This is a genomic window from Acidiphilium sp. PA (assembly GCF_026191915.1).
Classification (GTDB): Bacteria; Pseudomonadota; Alphaproteobacteria; order Acetobacterales; family Acetobacteraceae; genus Acidiphilium.
In genome coordinates this window covers 168,815-194,261 of sequence record NZ_JAIMBY010000002.1, presented here as the reverse complement: position 1 = coordinate 194,261, position 25,447 = coordinate 168,815, and the positions used below count along the sequence as shown (strand labels likewise).

Annotated in this window: 25 protein-coding genes; 18 read left to right on the top strand and 7 right to left on the bottom strand. The window is 64.3% G+C overall.

Features of this window, described 5'->3' with window-relative positions; genetic code table 11:
• Window positions 1-67 precede the first annotated feature (67 nt).
• From hisS to AruPA_RS04470, 4 genes are all read left to right on the top strand, one after another.
• Window positions 68-1,303: a histidine--tRNA ligase gene (gene hisS, locus AruPA_RS04485; protein ID WP_265635427.1), complete on the top strand. Its 1,236-nt coding sequence runs from the start codon at window positions 68-70 to the stop codon at window positions 1,301-1,303.
• On the top strand, window positions 1,300-2,355 hold the full coding sequence (gene prfA, locus AruPA_RS04480; protein ID WP_265635426.1) for a peptide chain release factor 1: 1,056 nt from the start codon (window positions 1,300-1,302) through the stop codon (window positions 2,353-2,355). The genes hisS and prfA overlap by 4 nt, the downstream gene beginning before the upstream one ends.
• Window positions 2,356-2,365: 10 nt before the next feature.
• Window positions 2,366-3,223: a peptide chain release factor N(5)-glutamine methyltransferase gene (gene prmC / locus AruPA_RS04475; protein ID WP_408858574.1), complete on the top strand. Its 858-nt coding sequence runs from the start codon at window positions 2,366-2,368 to the stop codon at window positions 3,221-3,223.
• 253 nt (window positions 3,224-3,476) lie between these two features.
• Complete coding sequence (locus AruPA_RS04470) at window positions 3,477-3,950, top strand: DUF4167 domain-containing protein (protein WP_265635424.1); 474 nt, start codon at window positions 3,477-3,479, stop codon at window positions 3,948-3,950.
• A 3-nt stretch (window positions 3,951-3,953) separates the two neighbouring features.
• Here the strand turns inward: AruPA_RS04470 and AruPA_RS04465 are convergent, their stop codons facing one another.
• Complete coding sequence (locus tag AruPA_RS04465; RefSeq protein ID WP_265635423.1) at window positions 3,954-4,646, bottom strand: tyrosine-protein phosphatase; 693 nt, start codon at window positions 4,644-4,646, stop codon at window positions 3,954-3,956.
• Window positions 4,647-4,689: 43 nt separating this feature from the next.
• Here AruPA_RS04465 and AruPA_RS04460 point away from each other — a divergent pair, with 43 nt between their 5' ends.
• From AruPA_RS04460 to AruPA_RS04425, 8 genes are all read left to right on the top strand, one after another.
• On the top strand, window positions 4,690-5,202 hold the full coding sequence (locus tag AruPA_RS04460; protein ID WP_265635422.1) for a CHAP domain-containing protein: 513 nt from the start codon (window positions 4,690-4,692) through the stop codon (window positions 5,200-5,202).
• Window positions 5,203-5,211: 9 nt separating this feature from the next.
• Complete coding sequence (gene murJ, locus AruPA_RS04455) at window positions 5,212-6,771, top strand: murein biosynthesis integral membrane protein MurJ (RefSeq protein WP_265635421.1); 1,560 nt, start codon at window positions 5,212-5,214, stop codon at window positions 6,769-6,771.
• A 224-nt stretch (window positions 6,772-6,995) separates the two neighbouring features.
• The gene (gene trpS / locus AruPA_RS04450) at window positions 6,996-7,997 is read left to right on the top strand and encodes a tryptophan--tRNA ligase (protein ID WP_265635420.1); all 1,002 of its coding nucleotides are present in this window, start codon (window positions 6,996-6,998) and stop codon (window positions 7,995-7,997) included.
• Window positions 7,994-9,637, top strand: coding sequence for an ABC transporter substrate-binding protein (locus tag AruPA_RS04445; protein WP_265635419.1), 1,644 nt, complete (start codon window positions 7,994-7,996; stop codon window positions 9,635-9,637). The genes trpS and AruPA_RS04445 overlap by 4 nt, the downstream gene beginning before the upstream one ends.
• Window positions 9,634-10,653 carry an ABC transporter permease gene (locus AruPA_RS04440; RefSeq protein WP_265635418.1) on the top strand — a complete coding sequence of 340 codons (1,020 nt, stop codon included), beginning with the start codon at window positions 9,634-9,636 and terminating at the stop codon, window positions 10,651-10,653. Before AruPA_RS04445 ends, AruPA_RS04440 begins: the two co-directional genes overlap by 4 nt.
• Before the next feature lie 4 nt (window positions 10,654-10,657).
• Window positions 10,658-11,632, top strand: coding sequence for an ABC transporter permease (locus AruPA_RS04435; RefSeq protein WP_265635416.1), 975 nt, complete (start codon window positions 10,658-10,660; stop codon window positions 11,630-11,632).
• Window positions 11,629-12,627, top strand: coding sequence for an ABC transporter ATP-binding protein (locus tag AruPA_RS04430; protein ID WP_265635414.1), 999 nt, complete (start codon window positions 11,629-11,631; stop codon window positions 12,625-12,627). The genes AruPA_RS04435 and AruPA_RS04430 overlap by 4 nt, the downstream gene beginning before the upstream one ends.
• Window positions 12,624-13,616, top strand: coding sequence for an ABC transporter ATP-binding protein (locus AruPA_RS04425; protein ID WP_265635412.1), 993 nt, complete (start codon window positions 12,624-12,626; stop codon window positions 13,614-13,616). Before AruPA_RS04430 ends, AruPA_RS04425 begins: the two co-directional genes overlap by 4 nt.
• A gap of 8 nt (window positions 13,617-13,624) precedes the next feature.
• Here the strand turns inward: AruPA_RS04425 and AruPA_RS04420 are convergent, their stop codons facing one another.
• From AruPA_RS04420 to galU, 4 genes are read right to left on the bottom strand one after another with little or no spacing between them, the layout of a single operon-like run.
• Complete coding sequence (locus AruPA_RS04420) at window positions 13,625-15,151, bottom strand: hypothetical protein (RefSeq protein ID WP_265635410.1); 1,527 nt, start codon at window positions 15,149-15,151, stop codon at window positions 13,625-13,627.
• Complete coding sequence (locus AruPA_RS04415) at window positions 15,144-16,130, bottom strand: glycosyltransferase family 2 protein (RefSeq protein ID WP_265635409.1); 987 nt, start codon at window positions 16,128-16,130, stop codon at window positions 15,144-15,146. The genes AruPA_RS04420 and AruPA_RS04415 overlap by 8 nt, the downstream gene beginning before the upstream one ends.
• Entirely contained in the window at window positions 16,117-17,535 is a 1,419-nt protein-coding gene (gene pgmG, locus AruPA_RS04410) for a phosphoglucomutase/phosphomannomutase PgmG (protein ID WP_265635407.1), read from the bottom strand. Before pgmG ends, AruPA_RS04415 begins: the two co-directional genes overlap by 14 nt.
• A complete protein-coding gene (gene galU / locus AruPA_RS04405; RefSeq protein ID WP_265635760.1) occupies window positions 17,528-18,406 on the bottom strand; it encodes a UTP--glucose-1-phosphate uridylyltransferase GalU in 879 nt (292 codons plus the stop codon). The genes pgmG and galU overlap by 8 nt, the downstream gene beginning before the upstream one ends.
• A 145-nt stretch (window positions 18,407-18,551) precedes the next feature.
• Here galU and AruPA_RS04400 point away from each other — a divergent pair, with 145 nt between their 5' ends.
• Complete coding sequence (locus AruPA_RS04400; RefSeq protein ID WP_265635405.1) at window positions 18,552-18,977, top strand: MaoC family dehydratase; 426 nt, start codon at window positions 18,552-18,554, stop codon at window positions 18,975-18,977.
• Window positions 18,978-18,984: 7 nt separating this feature from the next.
• On the opposite strand, the gene AruPA_RS04395 is transcribed toward AruPA_RS04400, so the two are convergent.
• Entirely contained in the window at window positions 18,985-19,884 is a 900-nt protein-coding gene (locus AruPA_RS04395; protein WP_265635404.1) for an alpha/beta fold hydrolase, read from the bottom strand.
• Window positions 19,885-20,130: 246 nt separating this feature from the next.
• On the opposite strand from AruPA_RS04395, the gene AruPA_RS04390 reads away from it, so the two are divergent.
• Genes AruPA_RS04390 through AruPA_RS04380 form a run of 3 tightly spaced genes read left to right on the top strand, consistent with a single transcriptional unit; the run spans window position 20,131 to window position 22,723 of the window.
• The gene (locus AruPA_RS04390) at window positions 20,131-20,949 is read left to right on the top strand and encodes an ABC transporter ATP-binding protein (RefSeq protein WP_265635402.1); all 819 of its coding nucleotides are present in this window, start codon (window positions 20,131-20,133) and stop codon (window positions 20,947-20,949) included.
• On the top strand, window positions 20,946-21,770 hold the full coding sequence (locus tag AruPA_RS04385) for an ABC transporter permease (RefSeq protein WP_265635400.1): 825 nt from the start codon (window positions 20,946-20,948) through the stop codon (window positions 21,768-21,770). Before AruPA_RS04390 ends, AruPA_RS04385 begins: the two co-directional genes overlap by 4 nt.
• Window positions 21,767-22,723: an ABC transporter substrate-binding protein gene (locus AruPA_RS04380; RefSeq protein ID WP_265635399.1), complete on the top strand. Its 957-nt coding sequence runs from the start codon at window positions 21,767-21,769 to the stop codon at window positions 22,721-22,723. The genes AruPA_RS04385 and AruPA_RS04380 overlap by 4 nt, the downstream gene beginning before the upstream one ends.
• 9 nt (window positions 22,724-22,732) lie before the next feature.
• Here the strand turns inward: AruPA_RS04380 and AruPA_RS04375 are convergent, their stop codons facing one another.
• Window positions 22,733-24,520 carry an FAD-dependent oxidoreductase gene (locus AruPA_RS04375; protein WP_265635397.1) on the bottom strand — a complete coding sequence of 596 codons (1,788 nt, stop codon included), beginning with the start codon at window positions 24,518-24,520 and terminating at the stop codon, window positions 22,733-22,735.
• Between the two features lie 103 nt (window positions 24,521-24,623).
• On the opposite strand from AruPA_RS04375, the gene AruPA_RS04370 reads away from it, so the two are divergent.
• Together AruPA_RS04370 and AruPA_RS04365 are read left to right on the top strand one after the other, a co-directional pair.
• Complete coding sequence (locus AruPA_RS04370; RefSeq protein ID WP_265635395.1) at window positions 24,624-24,953, top strand: hypothetical protein; 330 nt, start codon at window positions 24,624-24,626, stop codon at window positions 24,951-24,953.
• Window positions 24,950-25,441: a hypothetical protein gene (locus AruPA_RS04365; RefSeq protein ID WP_265635393.1), complete on the top strand. Its 492-nt coding sequence runs from the start codon at window positions 24,950-24,952 to the stop codon at window positions 25,439-25,441. Before AruPA_RS04370 ends, AruPA_RS04365 begins: the two co-directional genes overlap by 4 nt.
• Window positions 25,442-25,447: the final 6 nt, after the last annotated feature.

The window sequence follows — 25,447 nt, the reverse complement described above, 5'->3', positions numbered from 1 at the left end:
CTGCTGTTCAAAGGCGAGAATTTCCGGCAAACCGGCCACGTCCCCGAATTTTGAAGGATCACTTGCCTTGACCAAGCTGCAACCCGTGCGTGGCACCCAGGACCTGATCGGTGAGGACCAGCGCCGTCATGCGCATGTGGTGGCGACCGCGCGGCGGATTGCGGCGCTGTACGGTTGCGCCGAATGGTCCACCCCGATTTTCGAGGCGACCGCGGTATTCGCGCGCAATCTCGGCGAGACGTCGGATGTGGTCACCAAGGAGATGTATACGTTCGAGGATCGCGGTGGCGACAGCATCACCCTGCGCCCGGAAGGCACCGCCGGGGTCTGCCGCGCGCTGGTCTCGAACGGGCTGACCCAGACGCTGCCGCAGAAAATTTTCTACAGCGGCCCAATGTTTCGCTACGAGCGTCCCCAGAAAGGGCGGTACCGGCAGTTTCACCAGATCGGCATGGAGATCATCGGTGCGGCCGAACCGCTGGCGGATGCCGAGGCGATTGCCTGTGGCTGGCAGATTCTGCGCGAACTCGGCATCACCGAGAGCGTCACGCTCAATATCAACACGCTCGGCGACCGCGAGAGCCGCGATGCCTATCGCACCGCGCTGGTCGACTACCTCTCGCGCTACGAGGCGGACCTATCGGCGGACAGCCGTGTGCGCCTCGTCAAAAACCCGTTGCGGGTCCTTGATTCCAAGGATGCCGGCGATATCAGGCTGCTGGCCGACGCACCGATGATCCATCAGCATCTCAACGCGACCTCGGCCGCATTCTACGACGGGTTGAAATCCACCCTCACCCGGCTGGGTCTCGAGTTTATCGAAAACCCGCGAATCGTGCGCGGCTTTGACTATTACAATCACACCGCATTCGAATTCGTCAGCACGGGCCTGGGTGCTCAGGGCACCGTGCTCGGCGGCGGCCGCTATGATGGGCTGGTCGAGCAGATGGGCGGCCCCTCGACGCCCGGCATCGGCTGGGGTGCGGGCATCGAACGCCTGGCCATGCTGCTCGCCACAGCCCCGGCGGCTGAACGCATGGTGGCGATCATTCCGCTCAGCGAGGGCGAGCAGGGCGTGGCGATCGATCTGCTGAACCGGTTACGCAGCGCGGATATCGCGGCCGATCTCGCCTACCGCGGCAACCTCAAGCGGCGCCTTGATCGAGCCAATAAAATCAATGCAGACCGCGCCGTTCTGATCGGCGCGGATGAACTGGCGCGCGGCGCGGTGACACTCAAGACGCTCGATGACGGCACCCAGCGCGAGGTCGCCATCGCGGATCTGATTTCAGCGCTGCGATGAATCTTGCCGATAAACTCGACCGCATCGTGGATCGCGCCGCCGAACTGCGCGCGATGCTGTCATCGGGGCTGGATGGTGATCGGTTCGTCGCCGCCTCACGCGAGTTGGCGGAGATCGAGACGATCGAGGCCCAGGTGATCGAGTTTCGCGCCGCGCAAAAGGCGCAGGCCGAAGCGGAAGCGGCGCGGGCCGACCCCGAACTGCGCGATCTGGCCGATGCCGAGTTGGATAGTTTGCGCGAGAGCCTGCCCCGGCTGGAACGCGAGATCACGCTCTCGTTGCTGCCACGCGACGAGGCGGATGCCCGCGCGGCGATTCTGGAGGTTCGCCCGGCCGCCGGCGGGGATGAGGCGGGGTTGTTCGCCGCCCAGTTGTTCGGAGCCTACAAGCGCTATGCCGATGCGAAAGGCTGGCGCTTCGAGATCATGGATTATGCGGAGACCGAGCTCGGCGGGCTCAAGGAAGGCATCGCCGAGATCACCGGCCGGTCGGTGTTCGCCCGGCTGAAATACGAGAGCGGCGTGCACCGGGTGCAGCGGGTGCCGACTACCGAAACGCAGGGCCGCATCCATACCTCGACCGTCACGGTTGCGGTGCTGCCCGAGGCCGAGGAGGTCGACGTCGAAATCAACGAAGCGGATTTGCGGATCGATGTGTATCGGGCTTCGGGCGCGGGCGGGCAGCATGTCAACAAGACCGAATCCGCCGTGCGAATCACGCATATGCCCACCGGCATCGTCGTGGCGATGCAGGAGGAGCGCAGCCAGCACAAGAACCGCGCCAAGGCGATGAAAATTCTGCGCGCGCGGCTCTACGAACAATCGCGCGCCAGCCTGGCGGCCGATCGCGCGGCGGACCGGAAGTCGCAGGTCGGCACGGGTGATCGATCGGAGCGCATCCGCACCTACAATTTCCCGCAAGGCCGCGTCACCGATCATCGGATCAATCTGACGCTGCACAAGATCGATCGGGTGATGCTGGGTGAGTTCGACGAGATCATCGACGCTCTGACCGAGGAAGACCAGGCGGCACGGCTGGCAGCACTTGACTGATCGCATGGCGATGGTCGCGACCGCCGATGCGTTGAAGGCGATCGCGGCGATTCTCGCGGCCGGCGGCATCGAGGAGCCACGCCGGGAAGCGCGGCTCATTCTGGCGCATGCGATCGGGTGCGATCCTTCGTCCCTGTTCAGCCGCGAAACCGTCATGAGTGAAGCGGCACTGGCGATGGCACGGCGCCGGGCGATGCGTGAGCCGCTGGCCTACATTACCGGGCGCCGCGAGTTCTGGAGTCTGGAGCTGATGGTGTCACCCGCCACGCTCATCCCCCGACCGGACAGTGAAACGCTGATCGAGGCGGCGCTGCATCATCGGCCGGAACGGGCGCGGGTTCGCACCGTGCTCGATCTGGGTACCGGCACCGGCGCGCTGCTGCTGGCCGCTCTCAGCGCCTTCGACGACGCGTTCGGAATCGGCACCGACCGGATCGCCGCGGCAACCGCCCTCGCGCGCGCCAATGCGCTGAGGCTGGGATTAGGTGCGCGGTGCGGCTTCGTGGTCGCGGATTGGGCCGCACCGCTTGCCGGGTCGTTCGATCTGGTCCTGTCGAACCCGCCCTACATCCCCTCGCCCGCGCTTGCCGGGCTGATGCCGGATGTCGCCCGGTTTGAGCCGCTTTCCGCGCTGGATGGCGGGTTGGACGGGTTCGACGCCTATCGCTGCATCATCGCGGACCTGCCCCGGCTGCTCGCCCCGGCGGGCATCGCGGTTATCGAGGCCGGCATCGGCCAGGCGGCTCAACTCATGGCCCTCGCGACGGCCGCCGGGCTCGCCGCGGTCAGTCACGCCGACCTTGCCGGTGTGCCCCGCGCCATCGTCATGTCAGCACCGGAGGGGATGCGTGAAAAAACCATTTGGTGAATTGCGCGAATCAGCCTATTTACCGCGTGCATTCTTTGATACCCGAATGCATGGTATTCGGGTTGGTGGTCATACAACCGGGTGTTCATGGTTGTGGTGCAATATCACCGGATCGAGCGTGTATGAACGATCACGTATTGATCAATCACTTTATCTCACGGGTAAGCGGATTTGATGCGCTCATCAACGCTCGACTTAGGTTCGGACGATAGGGGCGCGGCAAGACGCACTGCAACAGGATGACGGAAGTTCGATGAATATCAAACGTATGCGCGGGCGCAACAACCGGAATAATGGCGGTGGCGGCGGCGGCAATTTTCGGAGCTATCAGAGCGGCACGCCGCTCAATCGGAACCATGTATTCGACAGTTCCGGCCCTGAGCAGCGGGTGCGTGGCACCGCACAGCAGCTTTACGACAAATACCAGCAAATGGGGCGCGATGCGTCGAGCAGCGGCGATCGCGTGCTTGCGGAAGCCTATTATCAGCATGCCGAGCATTATTTCCGCATCATCACCGCAATGAATCAGGCCCAGGGCAACCAGGGCGGTCAGCAGCATAACCAGAACAACCAGCAGAACGGCCATGCCAACGGCCGGCGTGACGACAACCAGCGCGACGAGTCTCAGACCGAGGGCGAATACAGCGATCAGGTCAACGGCCTGGGCGACCAACCGCAGGTCGAGCCGCGCGAAATCCCGATCAGCGTCGCGCCTCCGGAAGGGTGAGCATCACTCGCGCGCCAGGATCCGATCGTTGACGAAGCGGGCGATCCGGCGTGGCAGGGCGTTGGCGTTGCGCGCATCGTAGGCGCGCCGCAGGGCGACCTCGTCATAATCCTCGGCGACCCAGTCGAGAAACGGTTTCCGCCCCTCGCCCGCCCGCTCGTATTCGTCGAGAAATGCATCGAGAATGCCGGTGTTGGATTGGCGAATGTGGCCGAACCGCCAGCTCAGCTGCGCCCGCGCCGCCGCCACCGTGCCGCCCTCGATCAGGACGAACAATGCTGAGCCGATCCCGGCACGATCAGCGCCGGATTTGCAATGGACCAGTGCGGGGCGCTGCATCGTGCGGAAAATTTCGGCGATCCGCAAAATCCTGTCCCGCTGCGGCGCACCGCGTGATTCCAGCGCCATGTCGTAGAAATCGAGCCCGAGCCGGCCGGCCGCGTCGCGCGACAAAGCATCCGAACCGTTGCGGCATTCGCCACGGAGATTGATGAGCGTACGCAGGCCGACGGTGCGGGTGAATTTTTCCAGCTGAAACGGCACCGGGTGGTTCGAGCGGTACAGCGCCCCTGGCTTCACCACGGCGAAATTGGTCCAGCCGAGGCGGAGCACGGCGTGATCGATGAACAGGGCATCGAGCCATGCGTTGCGCCGGCCGGCCTTGGTTGCAATGTCACCGCGATAGATCGTGTCCATAAAATCCTGTTTAGCAGGCCCGGGGCTCTGATAACATCCAGCCATGCGAATCGGCAGGGCGATTGTCGTCATGATGCTGGGCCTCAGCAGCTGCGGCACGTCGCCGCCGCGCACCGGCATCGATGCCTATGGGCAGCGCACCACGCTGTCCTGTGTGCCCTACGCCCGCGCGGTCTCCGGGATTGCGCTGACCGGAAATGCCTGGACCTGGTGGCAAGAGGCCGCCGGCCGCTATCTGCGCACCCACGCTCCGGCGGTGGGCGCGGTGCTGGTGCTGCGCCGGCACGGCTCGATGGATGAAGGGCATCTGGCGGTGGTGACGCATATTGTAGCACCCCGCGAAATCACCGTGACCCAGGCAAACTGGCTGCCGGGGCGGATCGAGCACGGGCAACCGGTGTTCGATGTCTCGCGGCAAAACGACTGGACGCTGGTGCGGGTGTGGTATCCGCCGACGCGGGCGTTGGGCATCACCGATTATCCCGCGGATGGGTTCATCCTGCCGCATGCGCCGCCGAACATCGCCCGGCTGGAACCCACGCTTGCCGCACGCTAAGAGCCTGCAATGATCAGAAACGCCCTTACGGTCGGCGCCTGGACGCTGGGCAGCCGCGTGCTCGGCTTCGCACGCGACATCCTGATCGCGGCGCTGCTCGGCGCGGGGCCCGCCGCGGATGCGTTTTTCGTGGCCCTGCGGCTGCCCAATCTGTTTCGGCGACTGTTCGGTGAAGGCGCGTTCAGCGCTGCCTTCATCCCCGCCTACACCGGGCTGCTGAGCCACGAGGGCGAGGGTCCGGCGCGGCGGCTGGCGGAGGAGATCACCGCGATCATGGTGGTGTTTCTGTTCGTGCTGATGGCGCTGGGCATGATCTTCATGCCGGCGGTGCTCGATGCCCTCGCACCGGGATTTCGCGCGGAACCCTCGAAATTCGCACTGGCGGTGCATCTGTCGCGCATCACCTTTCCCTATCTGTGGCTGATCTGCCTGTGTGCGCTGTTCGCCGGCGTGCTGAACGCGCGGGGTCATTTCGCCGCGGCGTCCGCTGCGCCGATCCTGTTCAATGTATCGATCATCGCATCCTTGTTCATTCTGCATGGCAATGGCACGCGCGTGCCCGAAGCCCTGGCCTATGGCGTGGTGATATCGGGCATCGTGCAATTTGCGATGCTCGGGCGCGCCCTGGCAAAAGCCGGCACACCGCTGCGCCTGCGCATGCCGCGCCTGACGCCGGCAGCAGTCATCGTGCTGCGCCGCCTCGGGCCGGGGTTGATCGGTGCGGGTGTCACGCAACTCAATCTGACGGTCGATACCATCATCGCGTCACTGCTGCCGAACGGCACCGTCTCGGTGCTGTACTACGCCGACCGGGTCAATCAATTGCCGCTCGGCGTTATCGGTGCGGCGCTCGGCACCGTGTTGCTGCCCAGCCTGTCGCGGCATTTTCGGCGCAACGAAACACTGCAGGCCCAGGGGGCGCTCAATCGGGCGTTCGAATTCGCCCTGTTGCTGACCCTGCCGGGTGCTGCCGCACTCGGGGCGATCGGCCTGCCGATCATGCGCACCTTGTTCGCCCATGGCGCGTTTTCCGATGCCGATGCCGCCCGCAGCGCGGCAGCCCTGGCGGCCTACGCATTCGGTCTGCCCGCCTTCGTGCTGGTCAAACTGTTCGCGCCGGGTTTTTTCGCGCGTGGCGATACGAAAACCCCTGTGAAAATCGGCCTTGCCGCCGTAGCACTCAACCTGGCGCTCAACCTGATTCTGATGCACCCGTTGCAACAGGTGGGAATCGCGCTGTCGACCAGCATTGCGGCCTGGTTCAATGTCGCGATGCTCGCCATTCTGTTGCGCCGGCACGGCGGCTTCGCGCCGGATCGGCGACTGGTCGGGCGCGTCATCCGAATCGTGATCGCCAGCGCGGCGATGGCGATCATGCTGGTCGCCCTGCGCGCCACACCGCTGATGCACCTGCCGGGTAGCCTCGCGCTGATCGGGCTGATCGGCCTGGGCATTTGCGGATTCGGCGCGATCGGGCTGGGGATCGGCGCATTTCGTGTGGCCGAAGTGCGGAGCATGTTGCGGCGGCCCGCGAAGGGCGGCGCGGCGCTGGATGGTGTTAAAGGTTGAAGGGGCGGGTCAATTAAGGAAGGGCTTCTTTTTTGTAAAAAAGAAGCAAAAAACTTTTTGACTCTGGGGCATGGGCGTTTGAAGCGACACGGGCCCAAACTAACAAAGTATTTTTTTGCTTCTTTTTTGTTCGCAAAAAAGAAGAACCTTCACCCCAACTATCTCACCTCCGTCCAGCCGATCCCCTGCTTGACCCCGCCGCACAACACAGCCGATACAGGCGCATGGCACGCATTTTCTCGGGCATTCAGCCCACCGGCATCGCGCATCTGGGCAATTATCTTGGCGCCATCCAGAACTGGGTGGCGCTGCAGGAGGGCAATGAGAGCATCTATTGCCTAGTCGATCTGCATGCGATCACGGTGTGGCAGGACCCGCCTGCCCTGCGCGCGCAAACCCGCACCAACGCGGCCTTGCTGATCGCCTGCGGCATCGATCCGTCCCGCAGCATTCTGTTTCACCAATCGGCGGTGCACGCGCACACGCGACTGGCGTGGATTTTCAACTGCGTCGCGCGGTTCGGCTGGCTCAACCGGATGACCCAGTTCAAGGACAAGGCCGGCAAGGATCGCGAGGCGGTCTCGACCGGCCTGTTTGTTTATCCCAACCTGATGGCGGCCGATATCCTCGCCTATCACGCCACCGAAGTGCCGGTAGGCGAGGATCAGAGCCAGCATCTTGAACTGGCCAACGACATCGCGCAGAAATTCAATCACGATTATGCGACCGACTTTTTTCCGGTCATCCACCCGCGCATCATCGGTGGTACCGCGCGGATCATGAGTCTGCGCGATGGCGCGAAAAAAATGTCCAAATCCGACACGTCCGACCAGAGCCGGATCAACCTGACCGATGACAACGACACGATCGCCCAGAAAATCCGCCGGGCCAAAACCGACCCTGCCGATCTGCCGGATCATCCCGAAAAGCTCGACGGCCGGCCGGAGGCCCGCAATCTGGTTGGAATTTTCGCGGCCCTTGCCGATATCACCCAAGCCGAGGTGCTGCGCCTGCATGGCAATCGCGGGTTCGGGCATTTGAAGGAACGGCTGACTGAACTCGTGGTTGAAAAACTGACACCCATCCGCGAGGAAACCAACCGGCTGGCGGCAGACCCCACACATATCGACACGATCTTGCAGCACGGTGCCGCGCGTGCCGCCGCGATTGCCAACCCGATCGTCGCGGAGGCTGAACGCCTGGTCGGCATGTTGCCGGCCGCATGAGGCGCGTCGCTGCGACGCTGCTGATTGTCGCCTGCCTCGTCGCCGGCAGGGCCCATGCGAATGCCGCCAATTATGGCGGAACGCTGCGGCTGATCACCACGGCCGGATCCGGCTCGTTCGATCCACAGATCAACTATACCGAGCGCTACTGGGAGATTTTCCAGGCCATGTACGATGGTCTGGTCACTTTCGCGAAGACCAGCGGGCCAGGGTCGCTGGTGATCGTGCCTGATCTCGCGACCGAAGTGCCGAAACCAACTGACGACGGCAAGACCTATGTGTTTCATCTGCGCCGCGGGATTAAATTCTCGAACGGCGAACCCGTCACCGTGCAGGCCGTGGCCCACAGTTTTCGCCGCCTGTTCAAGGTGAACAACCCCAACGCCGGCACCTGGTACGATGTGATCGTGGGCGGGCGCACCTGCAACGCGCATCCGCACCACTGCACGCTGTCTGGCGTGGTGATCGATGCCGCGAGCAACACAATCACCATCCATCTGCGCCACCCGGATTCCGAGTTTCTCGATCAATTGGCTGTGCCGTTCGGCGCGATCCTGCCGGCGGACACGCCCGATCACGACATGGGCACGCAGCCGATTCCCGGCACCGGCGCCTATATGGTCAAATCCTACGATCCGTCCGGCGGCATCGTGATGGTGCGCAATCCGCAGTTTCATCAATGGAGCAGGCTGGCGCAGCCGAAGGGTTATCCAAACGAGATCGACTACAAATTTGGCCTGTCCGCCGAATCGCAGGTCACCGCGGTCGAGAACGATCAGTACGACTGGATGTTCGAAGACGTACCCGCCGACCGGCTGAACGAGATTGCGACCAAATATACCCGCCAGGTCCATATCAATCCGCTCAACTGGTTCTATTACGCGCCGATGAACGTGAATATTGCGCCGTTCAACAACAAGGATGCCCGTCTGGCCGTCGAATACGCGGTAAACCGGGAATCGATGGTCAAATTGTTCGGCGGCAACGCTCTGGCCAAGCCCGATTGCCAGATCCTGCCGCCTGAAATGCCGGGTTATCAGGCCTATTGCCCCTATACCGAACATCCTGGCGCCACATGGTCCGCCCCGAACTGGCCCCTCGCCCGTGCCTACATGAAAAAATCCGGTATGATCGGCCAGCACGTGACCGTGATCACCGAAGTGCAATCGCCGTTCCGCCAGATCGGAATCTATCTGCAGGATGTGCTGAACCGGCTTGGGTTTGTTGCCGATGTCAAACCGCTCTCATCGAACATCGAATTCAATTATATCCAGAACACCAACAACAAGGTGCAAATCTCGGTGACCGATTGGGCTCAGGATTATCCGGCTGCATCCGATTTCCTAAATGTGCTGTTCTCCTGTGGTTCATTTCGGAAAGGCTCCGATAATTCGATCAACATTTCCGGCTTTTGCGATCCGGCGATCGATACGGAAATGGCGCATGCCGAAACCTTGTCGTTGCTGCACCCCAACCAGGCCAACGCCATCTGGTCGCATGTCGATCACCAGATCACACGGCGGGCTTTGGTGGTCAGCCTGTTTTCCGTTGCCAAACTCGATTTCACCGCGGCCACGCTGAAACATTTCACATTCAGCGGCGAATACATGTTCCTGCCCCAGCTCGCGGTGGTCAAATGAGCGAGGTTAGCGCAACGGACCGCGATATCGCACCGCCCGCGCCCGGGTACTGGGCGATGGCCGGCCGCAAGCTGCTGCGCGACCGGGCGGCGATGATTTCACTGGCCGTGCTCGTCATCATCGCCCTCATGTGCGCCGCCGCCCCCTGGTATGCCGCGCATATTGCGCACACCAATCCCTTCCGCTCGAATTTGTCCGGCACGGTGATGCGCCACGGCAAGCCGGTCGAGGTGCTTGGTGCGGCGAACAACCCGCTGCATCTCGGTATCGAGCCGATCGGGCCGTCCTGGCGGCTTGGCCCCTATATGCTGGGCGCCGATCAACAGGGGCGCGATGTTGCCGCCCGGCTGCTCTATGGCGGTGGCAATTCTCTGATCATTTCCTTCGCCGCCGCCGCCGTCTGCCTCGTGCTGGCGGCAATAACCGGCATTCTGGCAGGATTTTTCGGCGGCTGGGTGGACCGCATCATTTCCTGGCTGCTCGATGCGCTCTGGGCGTTTCCGGTATTCCTGCTCGCCATTTCCCTCTCGGTGGTGCTGATCGCGCATGGGATCGATCTCGGCCTGTTCCGGCTCGATGCATCGAGCCTCGCGTTGCCGATCACGATCATTGGCGTCATCTACGTGCCCTATGTGGCACGGCCGGTGCGTGGCCTGGTGATGGGTTTGCGCCAGAGCGATTATGTGCTCGCCGCCATCGGCATCGGCGCGCCGGCCTGGCGCATCCTGTGGTTCGATATTCTGCCGAACGTGATTTCGGCCCTCGTGGTATTCGCGCCGCTGATCATCGCCCTCGATCTGCTGACCGAGGCGGCGCTGTCGTTCCTGTCGATCGGCGTACAGCCGCCGGCGGCAAGCTGGGGCACGATCATTCATGACGGCGAGAGCCTGATCTATACGCGCCCGATGGTCGCGATCGCGCCGGGGCTCGCCATCGTCATCACGGTGCTCGCGCTGAACATTCTGGGCGATGGCCTGCGCGATGCGCTGGACCCACGCGCAAAACTGCGGAACTAGACGCATGGCAGGCACCATCATCCGCCGTCTGGTCCATATGATTGCCGTGCTGTTCGGCATTTCCGTCCTCGTGTTCCTGATTTTTTTCGCAACCCCCGGCGCCAATCCCGCCGCGCGCATCGCGGGTAAAAACGCCTCGCCGCAGACCGTCGCCCGGGTGGAGCGGCAGTTCGGCCTCAACCGGCCGCTGCCTGTTCAATACGCGCTCATGATGAAAAAAATCTTCATCACCCGCAATCTCACCTCCTACGTGAACCTTGGTGAAAAAGTCGTGCCGCAGGTGTTCAAGGCAGCACCGGTTACTTTGTCGCTGGTGGCGGGTGCTGCGATCATCTGGATCGTCGTGGCCATCGTCATCGGGGCCGTGGCGGCGGCATTCCGCAATAGCTGGATCGACCGGTTATTGATGGTGCTGTCGCTGATCGGCATATCCATGCCGGTGTTCTGGGTCGGCACCATGGCCAATCTGTTCACCCAGGGCATCTGGCATCATACGTGGCTGTTTTCCTGGGTGCCGCCGCTCGGCTATGTCGATTTTTCGAAATCCCCCGTGCTGTGGTTCAAATCATTGCTGATCCCGTGGATCACGCTCGCAATTCTCTACATCGGCCTTTATGCCCGCGTGCTGCGCGCCGCCCTGATCGAAACCATGCAGGAAGATTTCATCCGCACCGCCCGCGCCAAAGGATTATCCGAACGTCAGGTGCTGCTCCGCCACGCGCTGCGCTGCTCGCTGGTCAGCGTGGTCACGCTGTTCGGCCTCGATTTCGGCGTGCTGGTCGGCGGCGGCGCGCTGTTGACCGAGGTGGTGTTCGGGCTTCAAGGTGTCGGGTATCTGACCTATCAGGCCCTGGAGACTTTGGATTTGCCGATGATCATGGCGACCGTGATCTATGCCTCCGTGTTCGTCGTCGTCTCGAACGCGGTCGTCGATATCCTCTACGCCGCGTTCGACCCGCGCATGCGGTTGCGCCGATGAGCCATTTGCTGGAAATCACTGATCTGGCCGTCAGTTTCCGCACGAGCCATGGCCTGATCCGCGCGGTCGATGGCGTTTCGTTCAGCATCGCCGAGCGGGAAATTCTCGGCATCGTCGGCGAATCGGGTTCGGGCAAAAGCCTCACCGTGCTTGCGATTCTCGACCTGATCGGCGACCCCAACGCCGCCATCACCGGCTCGATCCGGTTTCGCGGCACCGAACTGATCGGCCAGAAACCCGAAACCCTGCGCCGGTTGCGCGGCGGCGCCATCGCAATGATCTTCCAGGACCCGATGACGGCACTGACCCCGGTGTTCACCATCGGCGCACAGATCAGCGAACAGATCCGCATCCATACCGATCTGTCGCGCCACGCCGCACAGGCCCGCGCGGTCGAGTTGCTCGATGCGGTCGGCCTGCCCGATCCCCACCGCGCCGCCGTACGCTACCCGCAGGAATTGTCCGGCGGCCAACGCCAGCGCGCCGTCATCGCCATGGCGCTGTCATGCAACCCCGCCCTGCTGCTGGCCGATGAGCCGACCACCGCGCTCGACGTGACGGTACAGGCGCAAATTCTCGAACTGATCCGCAAGTTGCGCGATGATTTCAATTCCGCGGTCATTTTGATCACCCATAATCTGGGCGTCGTCGCCGAAACCGCGGATCGCGTCGCGGTGATGTATTCCGGGCGCATCGTCGAAACCGCCGAAACCGCCGCGCTGTTCGCCGACCCGCACCACCCCTACACCTGGGGCCTGCTGGGTTCGATGCCGGCGCTCGATGGCATCCGCCGCCCGCGCCTCACCACCATTCCCGGCCTGCCGCCGGCGCTCGATCGCCGGCCGCAAGGCTGCGCCTTTTCACCGCGCTGCGGCTTCGTCCGGCCGGAATGCCTGCCCGCCCCGCCGGCATTGACCGGCACCGCGCATCAGGCCGCCTGCGTCCTCGCCGGGCATGAGCGCGCCGCCGCGCGCAACCAGGTGCTGGCGGCATGAGCGCGCCCTTGCTGACGATCGACCGGCTGAGCAAAACCTACACAACCGGCAGCGGTCTGACGCGGGCAGGCAAATCGCTGATCCGGGCCGTCGATGATGTCTCGTTCACGATCAACGATGGCGAGACCCTCGGCCTGGTCGGCGAATCAGGCTGCGGTAAATCCACGCTCGGGCGCTGCGTCACCCGATTGCTCGAGGTTTCCTCCGGGCGGATCACGCTTGCCGGCACCGATATCACCCGCCAACGCGGCGGCGCCCTGCGCGCCACCCGCGCCGATCTGCAAATGATCTTCCAGGACCCCTACGCCTCGCTCAACCCGCGCCGCCGGGTGCGCGATATCGTGGCCGAACCGCTGGTCGTGCATCGCCGCGGCACCCGCGCGACCATCAGCGAGGCGGTGCGGCGCCTGATCGCGGATGTCGGCCTGCGGCCCGAACATCTCGACCGGTTTCCCCATGAGTTCTCCGGCGGCCAGCGCCAGCGCGTCGGCATCGCGCGCGCGCTCGCACTGGCCCCGCGGCTGATCGTTGCCGATGAACCGGTATCGGCGCTCGATGTCTCGGTGCAGGCGCAGATCATCAATTTGTTGACCGACCTCAAGCGCGATCGCGGCATCGCCATGCTGTTCATCGCGCATGATCTCGGCGTCGTGCGGCAAATCGCGGATCGGGTCGCGGTCATGTACCTCGGCCATATCGTGGAGATCGGTGCGACCGAACAAATCCTCGCGGCCGCAGCGCATCCCTACACCGAAGCCCTGATCTCCTCCGTACCGGTGGCAGACCCGGCGCGCGCGAAACAGCGCCACCGCATCGTCCTCGCGGGCGATCCGCCGAGCCCCGCCAACCCGCCCGGCGGCTGCCCGTTCCATCCGCGCTGCCGCTATGCCACCGATATTTGTAAAACCGCGATGCCGGCACTGCGTGAATTGGCCGATGGTCGGTCGGTTGCCTGTCACCATCCGGTGGGGATCGATCAGGCAGCGTAGCCGCGCGATTACCTGTGCGGCGGCAGCGCACCGGAGGAATAGGGCGGCAGCCAGAGCGGATAACCGAACGTGATCCGTTCACCCCATCGCTTAGGAACGACGGTTTGAGCCTGCGGCGACGGCGCGCCGCCCGGTGCCCAGCGCACCGGACCGGCGAACATCCGCCGCAGCGCGATTGCCCGCACACCTTCGCCATCGGGCAGTAGCCGCATCTGGATAATATTGGTCATGGTGCCGCGGGCGTCGCGCAGTACCTCGTTGCCGAAATATATATGGCCCCAACTTCCGGTAACACCGGGAAACTGCACCATCCGGGCCGGCGATCGATTACCGACCGGCACGGCCTCGATCCGCACGGACAGCACGATCAGCGTAGCCACGAGGGACACGAGCGCCACTCGCCGCTCAGACCCGCGCAACGCCCGCAGCAGGAGGAATGCGAACAGCCCGACGCCCGGAAACACCCATTGGAAGTAGTGCACATTCGCATACATCCACAAGCCGCTCGGCAGCAGGTCGATATAGGAAAAAAATACCACGCAATAGGAAACGATCGCGACGGCCAGCAACGAGGCGCTCCACCGCGCCGGCCCGCTGGTCTGCAAGATCGCCGGCACCACACCGGCAATGCCCAATGCAATCCAGGGACAGCGGGCCAGCAGACCCACCCCGCTGGGAAACCACGGGCGCGGGTCGATCAGCAAGACGTAGGCTTTCCAGGGAAACTCGGAAAACGCGAAGCCAAGACGTCCCGACTGAATCACATAGGCGGTCTCGTGCAGGCCATAAATTCGCAAATACAGAAGCCCATAAGGTAGCAGCACGATCAATCCACCGCCGACCAGCGCGGCGGCATCCTGCCAGCGCACGCGGCGGCGGCCAAATTCCGCTATCAGCAGGGTGCCGCCGCAAAGTGCTGTAATCAACGCATCGGTGGGGCGGACCAGCGGCATGGCGCCGAACACCGCGCCCAATCCGAAGAGGCGCGGCAACCGCCACCGATCCTGCGCCGGCGCCGGCGCGGCAAGTTGCGCGGCGGTGCCGGCGAAGCTCAGCCAGATCAGTGCGGCCGATGCGGTCGTGTTCCAGGGCACCGCCCATGTCCTTGCCAGCCGCTGATCCGCCATCGCCGTTAGAATGAACAGGGGTGCTGACCAGTGACGTCGCACGGCAAGGCGCAGCGCGAAGGATTGGAATGCCGCGTAGGCAATCAGCAGACCTGCAAGATCGACAAAAAAGAACGGATGCATTGGCAGCATTCCGATGAACGGTGCTGCCAGCAGAGAATAGCCAAGAGGAAACCAGTTCAGGGCAGGCGAAAAATGATGCGCCCATAGCGCCTGGGCCGACTGGATATATTTCCCTTGATCGAACCAGCCCCACCAGCCCAGCGGGTAGGCCGGGTTATTGCCGGGGAGCGACGGATCGCCCAGATAATAGCCCAGATAGAGCACAACGACCACAACCGCGCCGAGCCAGGGGACCAACTGCAGCGCGGACGGACGGGCTTGGCCAGACGCGTTCAACTCATTCATCTATCGTCTGGCGAGCCGCCTCATCCGGCACCGCCGGTGCCGGCAAACCAAGATACGCCAGCAAACGCAATTCGCGCCGCCCACGGGTCACCGTATCGAGAATGATGCCGGTGGTCAGGCTCAGCGCGCCGACCAGCATGATGCCGGTCGCAAGAACCGCGGTGGGCAGGCGCGGCACCAGCCCGGTGTGCAGGTAGGTCACCAGCACCGGAATGATCAGCGCCGTGGCAACCACGGCGCAGGCCAGCCCAATCGCACCGAAAAACGCCAGCGGGCGCTCGTGGCGGACCAGTTTCAGGATCATTTTCAGAATCCGCCAGCCGTCCTGATAGGTGCGCAGCTTGCTCTCCGACCCCGGCGGCCGGCCGCGATAGCTGCCCTGTTCATGCGCGATCGGAATCGAGAGTTCCAACGCATGGACCGCGAGTTCAGTCTCGATGTCGAACCCGGTGGACAGGGCCGGAAAGGATTTCACGAAGCGGCGTGACAGGATTTTATAGCCCGACAGCATGTCCTCCACGCGGTCGCCGAAAATAAAGCGCACAGCGCCGGTCAGCATCAGATTGCCGAACCGGTGGCCGCCGCGATACGCCTCCTGCGCGGTTTCGACCCGCACGCAATTCACCAGATCATACGGGCCGCGCTGCGCGATATCGAGCAGGCGCGGCGCCAGGCTCGCATCGTAGGTGTCATCGCCATCCGCCATCACATAGTAATCGGCGTCGATATCGCGAAACATCCGCCGCACCACGTGGCCCTTGCCCTGCTGGGTTTCGGTGCGCACCACGGCACCCGCGGCGCGGGCCTCGGCGACGGTGTCGTCGGTCGAATTGTTGTCGAACACGAACACCGTGGCATCGGGCAGCGCGGCGCGAAACGCGCGCACCACCCGGCCGATCGCGATGCCTTCGTTATGACACGGCAGCAAAACCGCAACGTGCAGGCGCGCGCGCGGCCCGCCCCGATCAGTGGCCGGCATTCGCGCCGGAAAAATCGGGCGCAAGGCCGGATGCCGCCAACTGGGACGCAAGCGTCGCCTTCAGCCGCGCCAGCCCCGCCTCCGACCCCGCTTCGGCCCGCGCGACCAGAACCGCCTGGGTGTTGGACGCCCGCAGCAGCCACCAGCCGTCGGGCGTATTGACCCGCACGCCATCGGTTTCGGACACCGTCGCGCCATCGGCGCGCAGGCGCTCGGCAACCTCCGCGACGACGCTGAACTTGCGGCTCTCCTCGCAATCGAAGCGCAGTTCCGGCGTGTTGAGCACCGGCGGCAGGCTCTTGCGGAAGGCCGAGACGCTCTGCCCGCTGTTGATCATCGCGTTCATCACGCGGATCGCGGCGTAAAGCGCATCATCGAACCCGTACCAGCGGTCGGCAAAGAAAATATGGCCGGACATTTCACCAGCCAGCGGCGAGCCGGTTTCCGCCATTTTGGATTTGATCAGCGAATGGCCGGTCTTCCACATCAATGGCGTACCGCCGGCCGCCGCGATCTGATCGAACAGCACCTGGCTCGCCTTGACATCGGCGATGATGGTCGCACCCGGATGGTTCTCCAGCACGTCGCGCGCGAGCAGGATCAGGAACTGGTCGCCGAACAGAATTTCACCCGTGTCATCGACGATGCCAATCCGGTCCGCATCGCCATCGAACGCGATGCCGATGTCCGCCCCCTGCTGGCGCACGGCGGCCACCAGCTGCTCCAGGTTTTTCGGCACCGTCGGGTCCGGGTGATGGGCGGGAAACCGGCCATCGATTGCGGCGTTCAGCACGGTGTGCTTGCCGGGCAGTGCCTTGACCAGGCGCGTCAGCACATCGCCCGCCGCGCCGTTGCCCGAATCCCATACCACGTTCAGGGCACGATCCCCGCCATCCCAATCCTGCAACAGGCGCTTGATATACGCCTCGCTGATATCCTGCGCGGTCACCGAGCCCGGCACCGCCGCAACGACATCGCCCGCAGCGGCAAGCCGGCCGAGCTCCTGGATTTGCGGACCAAAGAACGGCTTGCGGCCGAGCATCATTTTAAAGCCGTTATAATTCGCCGGGTTGTGGCTGCCGGTGACCATCACGGCGCCATCGGTCGCCTCGACCGTGGCAGCGAAATAGAGCATCGGCGTCGGGCCGCAGCCAATGTCGATCACTGCCATGCCGCTCGCCATCAACCCTTCGATCAGCATCGCGGCCAGTTGCGGCGAGGACAAGCGGCCATCCCGCCCGACGGCAACCCGGCTGCCACCCTTGCGCGCGACGATCGAGCCGAAGGTACGCCCGATCGCATAGGCATCCGCCTCGTGCAGCGTTTCACCGACGATGCCGCGGATGTCGTATTCGCGCAGGATGGTGGCGGGAAACAGATGCGAAAAAACGGCTTGGTCATGCATTGGTATAGGCTTTCAGGAAGTTGCGAATTTCCGGGCTCAGATCGGGCCGCGACAGGCCAAAGGCGATCTGCGCTTCCAGATAGCCGATCTTGTCGCCGCAATCGAACCGCCGCCCCTCGAATTTCAAGCCGAAGAACGGCGCATGCCCGATCATTTTGGCCATCGCATCCGTCAGTTGCACTTCATTGCCCGCGCCGCGCTCCATCCGCGCGAGATGCGCGATCACCTCAGGCAGCAACACATACCGCCCGATGATCGACAGGTTGGACGGGGCCAATTCGCGCTTGGGTTTTTCGACCAGCCCGAGCACTTCGACCAGATTGCCCCGGCTTTCCCCGGTTTTCAGCACGCCGTAGCGATGCACCTGCTCCATCGGCACTTCCTCGATCGCGACCACATTGCCGCCGGTCTGCCGATAGGCTTCGGCCAGCTGGGTCAGGCAGGGCGTGTCGCTCAACACGAGGTCGTCCGGCAGGATGATCGCAAACGGATCATCGCCGATGAAGGCGCGTGCGCACCAGATCGCGTGACCAAGCCCGAGCGGCACCTGCTGGCGGACCGTGACGATCGAACCCGGTTCCATCGCCTCCGAGCGCAGCATCCCCAGGGTTTCGTCCTTGCCCCGCTCGTGCAGCGTCGCCTCGAGCTCGAAGGCGATGTCGAAATGGTCGATCAGCGCGGTCTTGCCCCGGCCGGTGACCATGCAGAACTGCTCGATGCCGGCGGCGCGCGCCTCATCGATCGCGTACTGGATCAGCGGACGATCCACCACCGGCAGCATTTCCTTGGGAATCGCCTTGGTCGCCGGCAAAAACCGCGTCCCCAGGCCGGCAACCGGCAATACCGCTTTGCGTAAAGGCTTGATCGACAATGAACTTCCCCCGAACTGAAAAAACGCCCGCTGGCACGACGGCACGCGAATGGACGGCAACTCGCCGGTGTGGCACCCTAATTCGATGCTCAGTGCCACGGCGGGCGGCGCCGGACAAGAACGCGTGACAAGGAAACCGACAGACATGGATCACATGGTCAAGCTCGGCACGAGTTTCGAGGTCGAACATGTTTTCGAAACCGAAGCGTCACAGGCGTTTGCCCGGCTGGTCGGCGACACCAACCCCCTGCATCACGACGAAGCCATGGCAACCGCCTCGCGGTTCGGCGGGCTGATCGCCAGCGGTACCGAAACCACCGCGCGCATGATGGGTCTGACCGCGGGCTATTTTTCGAACCTCGGCCCGACCGTCGGCATGGAGTTCACCTTCCGCTTCCGCCGCGGCGTGCCGATGAACGCGCGCACGCTGATCCGCTGGGTGGTGACCGACCTCGAACACCGGCCGGGGCTGGGCACGATCGCGACCTCGGCCGGTACGCTGACCCTGGTGGAGTCCGGCATCGTCGCGGTCGAAGCCACCAGCAAAGGCGTCCTGCTCGATCAGCCCTGAGTCACCGTCATCTGTCGTAAAACGGCGGCATTTCACCCGCCAGCCACGCCGTCATCATCGCGTTGACCGCCTCGGGCGCTTCCTGTTGCACCCAGTGCGAGACGCCGGGCAGGTAGCGAATGGTGAAATCATCGACCAGCGCTTCCGTGCCGATCGTAAGCTCCTTGCCGAGCGCGGCGTCGCGCTCACCCCAGATCATCAGCGTCGGTACGGTCAGGCGTTTCGCCGGTGCCAGGCTGCGAAACGGATTGCGAAAATTCGCCCGATACCAGTTGATCATCGCGGTCAGCCCCCCAGGGATCAGCGCGTTGGCGCGGTACACCGCCAGCACCGCCTCGGGAAACCGGCTCTTGTCGACCGCCATGCCCCGAAACGCCCGCGCGATCCACGCGGCGTCGTTCGCCGCCAGCACGCGCTCGGGCAACCACGGGAGTTGGAACCAGAAAATATACCACGAACGCCTGAGCTGCCGCATGGTGCGCAGCCCGCGCGCGAACAGATCGGGGTGCGGCAGGTTCATCACGATGAACCGATCGACCGGGCGGACCGCGTTCAGCACGAACAACCAGCCGAGCGCGCCGCCCCAATCATGGCCGATCAGCACAACCTCACCGTCGATGCCGCGCGCCCGCGCCGCATCGATCAGCCCCGCCACATCGCGCAGCAAGGCCGATATCCGGTACGCCGCCACCCCGTCCGGTCGCGCGCTCTCGCCATAACCGCGCAGATCCGGCGCCCAGGCCGTATAACCCAGCGCCGCCAGCATGGGCAGCTGATAGCGCCAGGAGAATTTGCATTCGGGAAATCCATGCAGGCAGAGCGCCAGCTTAGACCCGCTGCCGGCCGTATCGACCGCAAAGGTCAGCCCGTTGGCCGTCACCTTGATCGCGCTGATCGCCTGGCTCATCCTTGATCTCCCCGCGCGCAGCCTAGCATAGCCGCGCGCCAGGGCCACGCTGCGCCCGGGCGCACCCGAACTGGCGCTATATTCAGCGCCGATGCCGATAAAGATTATTTTATAGGCAGATAATCGCCGGACCTATGGACAATTACGTATAGAATGCCCCGAATTTCATCGGTATGACCCGATCTGTCGTGATGGCACGGATCGTGCGTACCGTCCCGGGCATCACAACCACTCTGGAGCCCCCTGTTGACCCAGCCGCCGCCCCGCAATGACAGCGCGATCATGACGCCGGCCCTCGCCATCCGCAGTCTCAGCCACGATTTCATCGCGGCCGACGGCGGAGCCACACCGGTGCTCGACCGGCTCGACATCGCGGTCGCACCCGGCGAGATCCTGGCCATCGTCGGGCGCAGCGGTGCCGGCAAATCCACGCTGTTCAATATCATCTCCGGTCTGCTGCGCCCGCGTTCGGGCCGCATCGAAATCGGTGGGGTGCCGGCCGGCACCGGCAACAGCCGTATCGCCTACATGCTGCAAAAAGACCTGCTGCTGCCCTGGCGCAGCGTGCTCGACAATGCGCTGCTCGGCATCGAACTGCGCGGCAATGTCGGCGCCGCCGATCGCGCGGATGCGATCGCCATGCTCGATCGCTATGGTCTCGCAGCCCAGATCAATGCCTACCCGCATGAAATCTCCGGCGGTCAGCGCCAGCGTGTCGCGCTCACCCGCACGCTGCTGCTGCGCCCGACCGTGCTGCTGCTCGACGAGCCATTTTCCGCCCTCGACTACGAAACCCGGCTGATGCTGGAGGACGATGTGATGAGCCTGCGCGATGAGCGCGGCATGAGCGTGGTGCTGGTCACCCACGATATCGAGGAAGCCATCGCGATGAGCGATCGCGTCGTGGTGCTCGCGGGCCGCCCCGCGCGCGTGTCGCAGGATATCGCGATCGGCCTGACCACACCCGGCCGGCGCGACGCCATCAGCGCGCGCGAGGCGCCGGAATTCCGCGCCTATCACGCCCGCATCTGGGGCGCCCTGAAATCGACCGCGATCGCCGCATGAGCGCGCAGATCGACACCGCAGCCCCGCCACGGCCGCGCACCCGCCGGGCCAGCCCCCACCGCCTGCGCAACCTGGTGCAGAACGCCGCCGTGGCGGCGATCGTGCTCGCCGGTCTTGCCCTGTGGCAGATCGCGGCCGATCGTCATCTGATCAACGGCCAGTTGTTCGGCTCGCCGCTCGGCATTCTGGCCTCCGCGCGTCAGGGCCTGACCACCGGCACGCTACTCTATGATAGCTGGGTGACGCTCTATGAAACCGTCGCGGGCCTGCTGCTCGGCAGCATCACGGGCACCGGCTGCGGTCTCGGCCTGTGGTTCGTGCCGAAAATCGCCCGCCCGGCCGAAGGTGTCTCGATCGTGTTGAACTCGGTGCCGAAAATCGCGCTCGGCCCCTTGATCGTGATCTGGTTCGGCTCGGGCATGAGCTCGAAAATCTGGCTCGCCGCCATTTCCACCTTCGCGGTCTCGATGATCGCGGCGACCGCCTCGGTGCGCGAACTCGACCGCGACCTGCTCAACCTGTTCCGCGCGCTCGGCGCCTCGCGCGGCAAGATTTTCCGCAAACTCATCCTCCCCAGCGCGGTGCCGTGGATCTTTTCGGCCCTGCGCATGAACATCGGCTTCGCGCTGATCGGCGCGGTGGTCGGTGAATACATCGCCTCGCAGGCCGGTCTCGGGCACGAAGTGTTCGTCGCCGGTTCGCTGTTCGACCTCAACACGGTCTGGCTCGGCATCATCGTACTCACGCTGATGGCATCGCTCCTGACCCTGATCGTCCGCCTCATCGAAGAAAGGTTCGTCACTTGGAAATCCGATCGTTGAAACGCACCCTCGCCCAAACCCTCGGCGCACTCTGCCTCGCCGGCACCATGCTCAGCCCCGCTCAGGCAGCTTCCCCCCAAAAAGTGGTCATCTATCAGGCGTTCCAATCGCTGCTGTATCTGCCGCTCTATGTCGCGATCGATCAGGGTATCTTCGCCAAACACGGTCTCGCGGTCGACAAGGTCACCGCCGGCAGCGGTGCCGCGGCGGTCGCCGCGGTAATCGGCGGCAACGCCACCTTCTCGCTGCAGGACCCGATGACCGCAATTCTCGCCAATCTCAAGGGCGCCTCGATGACCAACGTCGCCCTGGTCGTCAACGGCGCGCCGGTCTGGGTGGTGGTCCCGAAAGGCTCGAAAATCACCGCGATCGCCGGGCTCGCCGGCAAACCGGTTGCGACCGCGATTCCCCCCTCGACCAGCACCTACCTGCTGCAACGCCTGCTCAAACGCGACAAGAGCACCGCGACGCTGGATACGGTGCAGATCGGCACCGAGCTGGCCCCCATCATGGCCGGCCGCGCCGCCGCCGCCGCCGTCTACGAGCCGCAACTCGACGAGGGTCTCGCCGCCGGCGACAAGATCATCTACGCCTTCACCAAACACTACCCCGGCGGCTACGCCTTCTCGACCATCGACATGCTGAAAGCGACCGGCGTGAAAGACCCTGGCATGGTCAAGGCGTTCGTCGCCAGCCTCGCCGAAGCCGAACACATGATGCACACCAACCCGAAAATCCCGCTCGACGTGGCCGAAAAGGAGTTTCCCACCCTGCCCGCCCCGGTGCTGAAATCGGCCGTCGCGCGCATGGTTGCGGAAAACGTCTATCCCGCCAACCCGGCCATCTCGCCGAAAGCCTTCCAAAACGCCCTCGCGCTGCAGGTCTTCATCGGCAACATCAAACCGGGACAGGTCACCTACCAGGATGCGGTCGAACCCGCATTCGCGAAATAGCGGCAGGCCTCAACCGTTCGGAAACCACCGCGCATAGCGCCGCTTGATGGTCCGATCGGCGGTGGCCACCATGCCGCCGAGATAGGCAAACGGCCGCGTCGCCGCCGCAAGCGCCGCCTTTGCGAGCGCGGGGTATTCATCGGGCTGGCGGATGCGGATGGGCGGTCCACGACGATGGCGGCGCCGCAGCGCCTCCGCCGCCATCAAACCGCTGACCACCGCCCCTTCGATGGTCACGACATCGATGGCGGTCTGGCAGAAATCCCCGGCGACAAACAGGTTCGGAATGCCGCAGGTCGCCTGGGGCCGCCAGTCCCAGCTGCCGACCTGATTGACGAATAATTCCTCGCCGACATTGGTCTGCAAATGGGTGCGGCAGGTCAGCAGATCGGCATCGTCGAAATCCAGATAGCGATGCAGTTCGCCCAGCAAGGCGGCAATGATATCGTCATCGCCATAGCTCATCGGCACCAGCGTATCGGCGTTCGAGGCCACCACGTTCAGACTGGTGCCTTGCGCCGCGGCCTGCGCCCAGGTTTGCGACGTATCGAGAAAACTCATCTGATACGGCGAATCCAGCAGCACCGTGATGCCGCGTGGAATCCTCTCGAGCTTGCGGCGAAAGAACAGATCGACCGAAATCATCGGCTCGGTGCGGAGGTAATGCACATTCGGCAATGTCGGCGCCCGCGCCGCGATCGCCGGGGTGATCAGCTCACCCAGCGGCCCGGGCGGCAACGCCAGGATCAGATCATCGCTCACCGCCATCGGCTCGAACGGCATCGATGGTTGCTCGTCCGGCCGACCGCGATGGATCGAGGGGGATGAGGCATGCCGCAACAGGCCGATGCCGGTAATCCGCCCCGTATCGGGGTCGATGGTCAGGGATCGGACCGAGGTAAGCGTATGAATGGTCAGCCGGCCGCCCGGCCCGCGCGCCGCGGGCAGGCCCGCCACGATCCCCAGCGGATTGGCCGGATCAGGATCGAGCGCCCCGACAAGTGTGACCCCGCTGGCAATCGCGTGCAGCCGCTTCAGCCAGGGCGTGAATATCGCACGGGCGGTAGGGCCGGCCAGCAGCCACATCGAGGGCTCCGGCACACGCAGCCCGTAGCTCAGCAGGGCTTTGAAACTGCGTGCCGAACTCAGATAGCTCGGCGAGGCGAACGCCTGTGCCGTGGTCCGATAGGTCGCGGCCAGCGCCGCATCGCTCGCATAACTGCGGCCCGCCATGAAGGACGCGACGCTGGTCTTCTCGAGCTGATCGCTGCGTCTGGCAGGCTCGCTGGTCAGGTCGGCCATCGCCTGACCCGAGAGAAACATATTGATCGGCGTATCCATGCCGCTCGCGAGATTGCGCAAGATGGTCCATGGCGAACCGACGTTCACCAGGCTCGTCGCACGCGCGCCCGGCCTGCTGCGGTCCGGTCTGCCGCGCGGCAGGTTGAACACCGCATCGATCGGGATGAAGCTGTCGAGCGCGCCGACCTCATCCATCAACGCCCAGAAATTATGATACCAGTTGAGATACATATGATAGCAATGCTCGTGCCAGTCGCCGGTGCGCGGGCAGCCGCCAGACCCGGCGCACAGGTCGCACGCCGCGGGTTTCGCCGCATCCCCGGCATCCGCATCCAGCCCGGCATCGCGATGCGCGCCAAGCTTGCCGCCGACGAAGTCATTCGCCTCGATCAGCGTCACATCATAGCCGCGCTCCAGCAGGCGATGCGCCGCCGTCAGACCTGCCACCCCGGCGCCGGCGATGATCACGCTGGGCGGGGCGGCGCTGCTTGCCATGTCCGGGCCTTTTCGTGCATATTTCGAGACCAAAATCATAGAGGCCGCGCCTCGTGCACGCAACGCCGCCGCGGCGTTGGTTGCTTGATCGGAAGGATATCGAATGGCGGCGAACTATCCCGCAATGCTGCGCACGGCGATGCAGGTGCAAGGCGCTGCGGCGGCAACCTGGCTCAACCTTGCCGGGCGCGCGCAAAAATTCGCGCTCCAGGAATTGACGGGTCTGGCCCGCGCGGGCGCCGCACCGCTGCTCGCCGGCCGCAACGACCGCCAGACCGCCTGCGAGGATGCGCTCTGGACCGGCTACATGGCGCATCAGCAGTGTCTGCGCGCATTGACCGGTGCCTCGCGCCTGTCCCTCCTGGTATTTCTGAACGAGCTGGACCAGAGGCGCGGCCCCCGCCCGATGCCGCCGGAAGGCCGTCGCCAATGAGCGATCAGCCGGCCGATCCGCTGGCTGCGTTCGGCGATCTCTATCTGAAAGGTCTGGCCGCGTTCCAGTCCGCCGCCGGATCGGCGGGGGAGGAGCAATCCGGTCGGCCCGGCACCCAGGGCTTCAACCCCGCCGCCATGCTGCCGGCCGGCACACCGCCCGAAGTCGCGGCCGCGCTGACCGATGCCTGGCGGATCAGCGCCACCAGCGCGCTGCGCTACGGTCAGGCGCTGATGGCCGTGCAATTGCGCTACCAGGCCGCCTTGCTGCACGCGATGTCCGACCGCGCGAACGGCCGCGCCGCCGAACCATTGGTGCTGGCCGACAACGCGCGGGCGTTCGTGCGCGAAATCGGCGAAACCGCCGAACGCGAGGCCCGCCGCCTGCACCTGGAGCTCGATCAGGTCAGCGAGGCGCTGGCCCAGGCGCTGGCCCAGCCGGGCGACCCTGCCGATCCGGCCAGACGAGCGTATCGGGCCAAGGCATAAGCAGGC

What these genes read in the sequence shown, in the direction of transcription:
- pgmG (WP_265635407.1), bottom strand. Translation starts at nt 17,535, where the DNA reads ATGCATGACCAAGCCGTTTTTTCGCATCTGTTTCCCGCCACCATCCTG.
- AruPA_RS04440 (WP_265635418.1), top strand. Translation starts at nt 9,634, where the DNA reads ATGAGCGAGGTTAGCGCAACGGACCGCGATATCGCACCGCCCGCGCCC.
- prfA (WP_265635426.1), top strand. Translation starts at nt 1,300, where the DNA reads ATGAATCTTGCCGATAAACTCGACCGCATCGTGGATCGCGCCGCCGAA.
- AruPA_RS04420 (WP_265635410.1), bottom strand. Translation starts at nt 15,151, where the DNA reads ATGAATGAGTTGAACGCGTCTGGCCAAGCCCGTCCGTCCGCGCTGCAG.
- AruPA_RS04370 (WP_265635395.1), top strand. Translation starts at nt 24,624, where the DNA reads ATGGCGGCGAACTATCCCGCAATGCTGCGCACGGCGATGCAGGTGCAA.
- AruPA_RS04465 (WP_265635423.1), bottom strand. Translation starts at nt 4,646, where the DNA reads ATGGACACGATCTATCGCGGTGACATTGCAACCAAGGCCGGCCGGCGC.
- murJ (WP_265635421.1), top strand. Translation starts at nt 5,212, where the DNA reads ATGATCAGAAACGCCCTTACGGTCGGCGCCTGGACGCTGGGCAGCCGC.
- AruPA_RS04365 (WP_265635393.1), top strand. Translation starts at nt 24,950, where the DNA reads ATGAGCGATCAGCCGGCCGATCCGCTGGCTGCGTTCGGCGATCTCTAT.
- AruPA_RS04430 (WP_265635414.1), top strand. Translation starts at nt 11,629, where the DNA reads ATGAGCCATTTGCTGGAAATCACTGATCTGGCCGTCAGTTTCCGCACG.
- AruPA_RS04415 (WP_265635409.1), bottom strand. Translation starts at nt 16,130, where the DNA reads ATGCCGGCCACTGATCGGGGCGGGCCGCGCGCGCGCCTGCACGTTGCG.
- AruPA_RS04395 (WP_265635404.1), bottom strand. Translation starts at nt 19,884, where the DNA reads ATGAGCCAGGCGATCAGCGCGATCAAGGTGACGGCCAACGGGCTGACC.
- AruPA_RS04400 (WP_265635405.1), top strand. Translation starts at nt 18,552, where the DNA reads ATGGATCACATGGTCAAGCTCGGCACGAGTTTCGAGGTCGAACATGTT.
- AruPA_RS04425 (WP_265635412.1), top strand. Translation starts at nt 12,624, where the DNA reads ATGAGCGCGCCCTTGCTGACGATCGACCGGCTGAGCAAAACCTACACA.
- AruPA_RS04435 (WP_265635416.1), top strand. Translation starts at nt 10,658, where the DNA reads ATGGCAGGCACCATCATCCGCCGTCTGGTCCATATGATTGCCGTGCTG.
- AruPA_RS04470 (WP_265635424.1), top strand. Translation starts at nt 3,477, where the DNA reads ATGAATATCAAACGTATGCGCGGGCGCAACAACCGGAATAATGGCGGT.
- AruPA_RS04460 (WP_265635422.1), top strand. Translation starts at nt 4,690, where the DNA reads ATGCGAATCGGCAGGGCGATTGTCGTCATGATGCTGGGCCTCAGCAGC.
- trpS (WP_265635420.1), top strand. Translation starts at nt 6,996, where the DNA reads ATGGCACGCATTTTCTCGGGCATTCAGCCCACCGGCATCGCGCATCTG.
- AruPA_RS04385 (WP_265635400.1), top strand. Translation starts at nt 20,946, where the DNA reads ATGAGCGCGCAGATCGACACCGCAGCCCCGCCACGGCCGCGCACCCGC.
- AruPA_RS04375 (WP_265635397.1), bottom strand. Translation starts at nt 24,520, where the DNA reads ATGGCAAGCAGCGCCGCCCCGCCCAGCGTGATCATCGCCGGCGCCGGG.
- AruPA_RS04445 (WP_265635419.1), top strand. Translation starts at nt 7,994, where the DNA reads ATGAGGCGCGTCGCTGCGACGCTGCTGATTGTCGCCTGCCTCGTCGCC.
- prmC (WP_408858574.1), top strand. Translation starts at nt 2,366, where the DNA reads ATGGTCGCGACCGCCGATGCGTTGAAGGCGATCGCGGCGATTCTCGCG.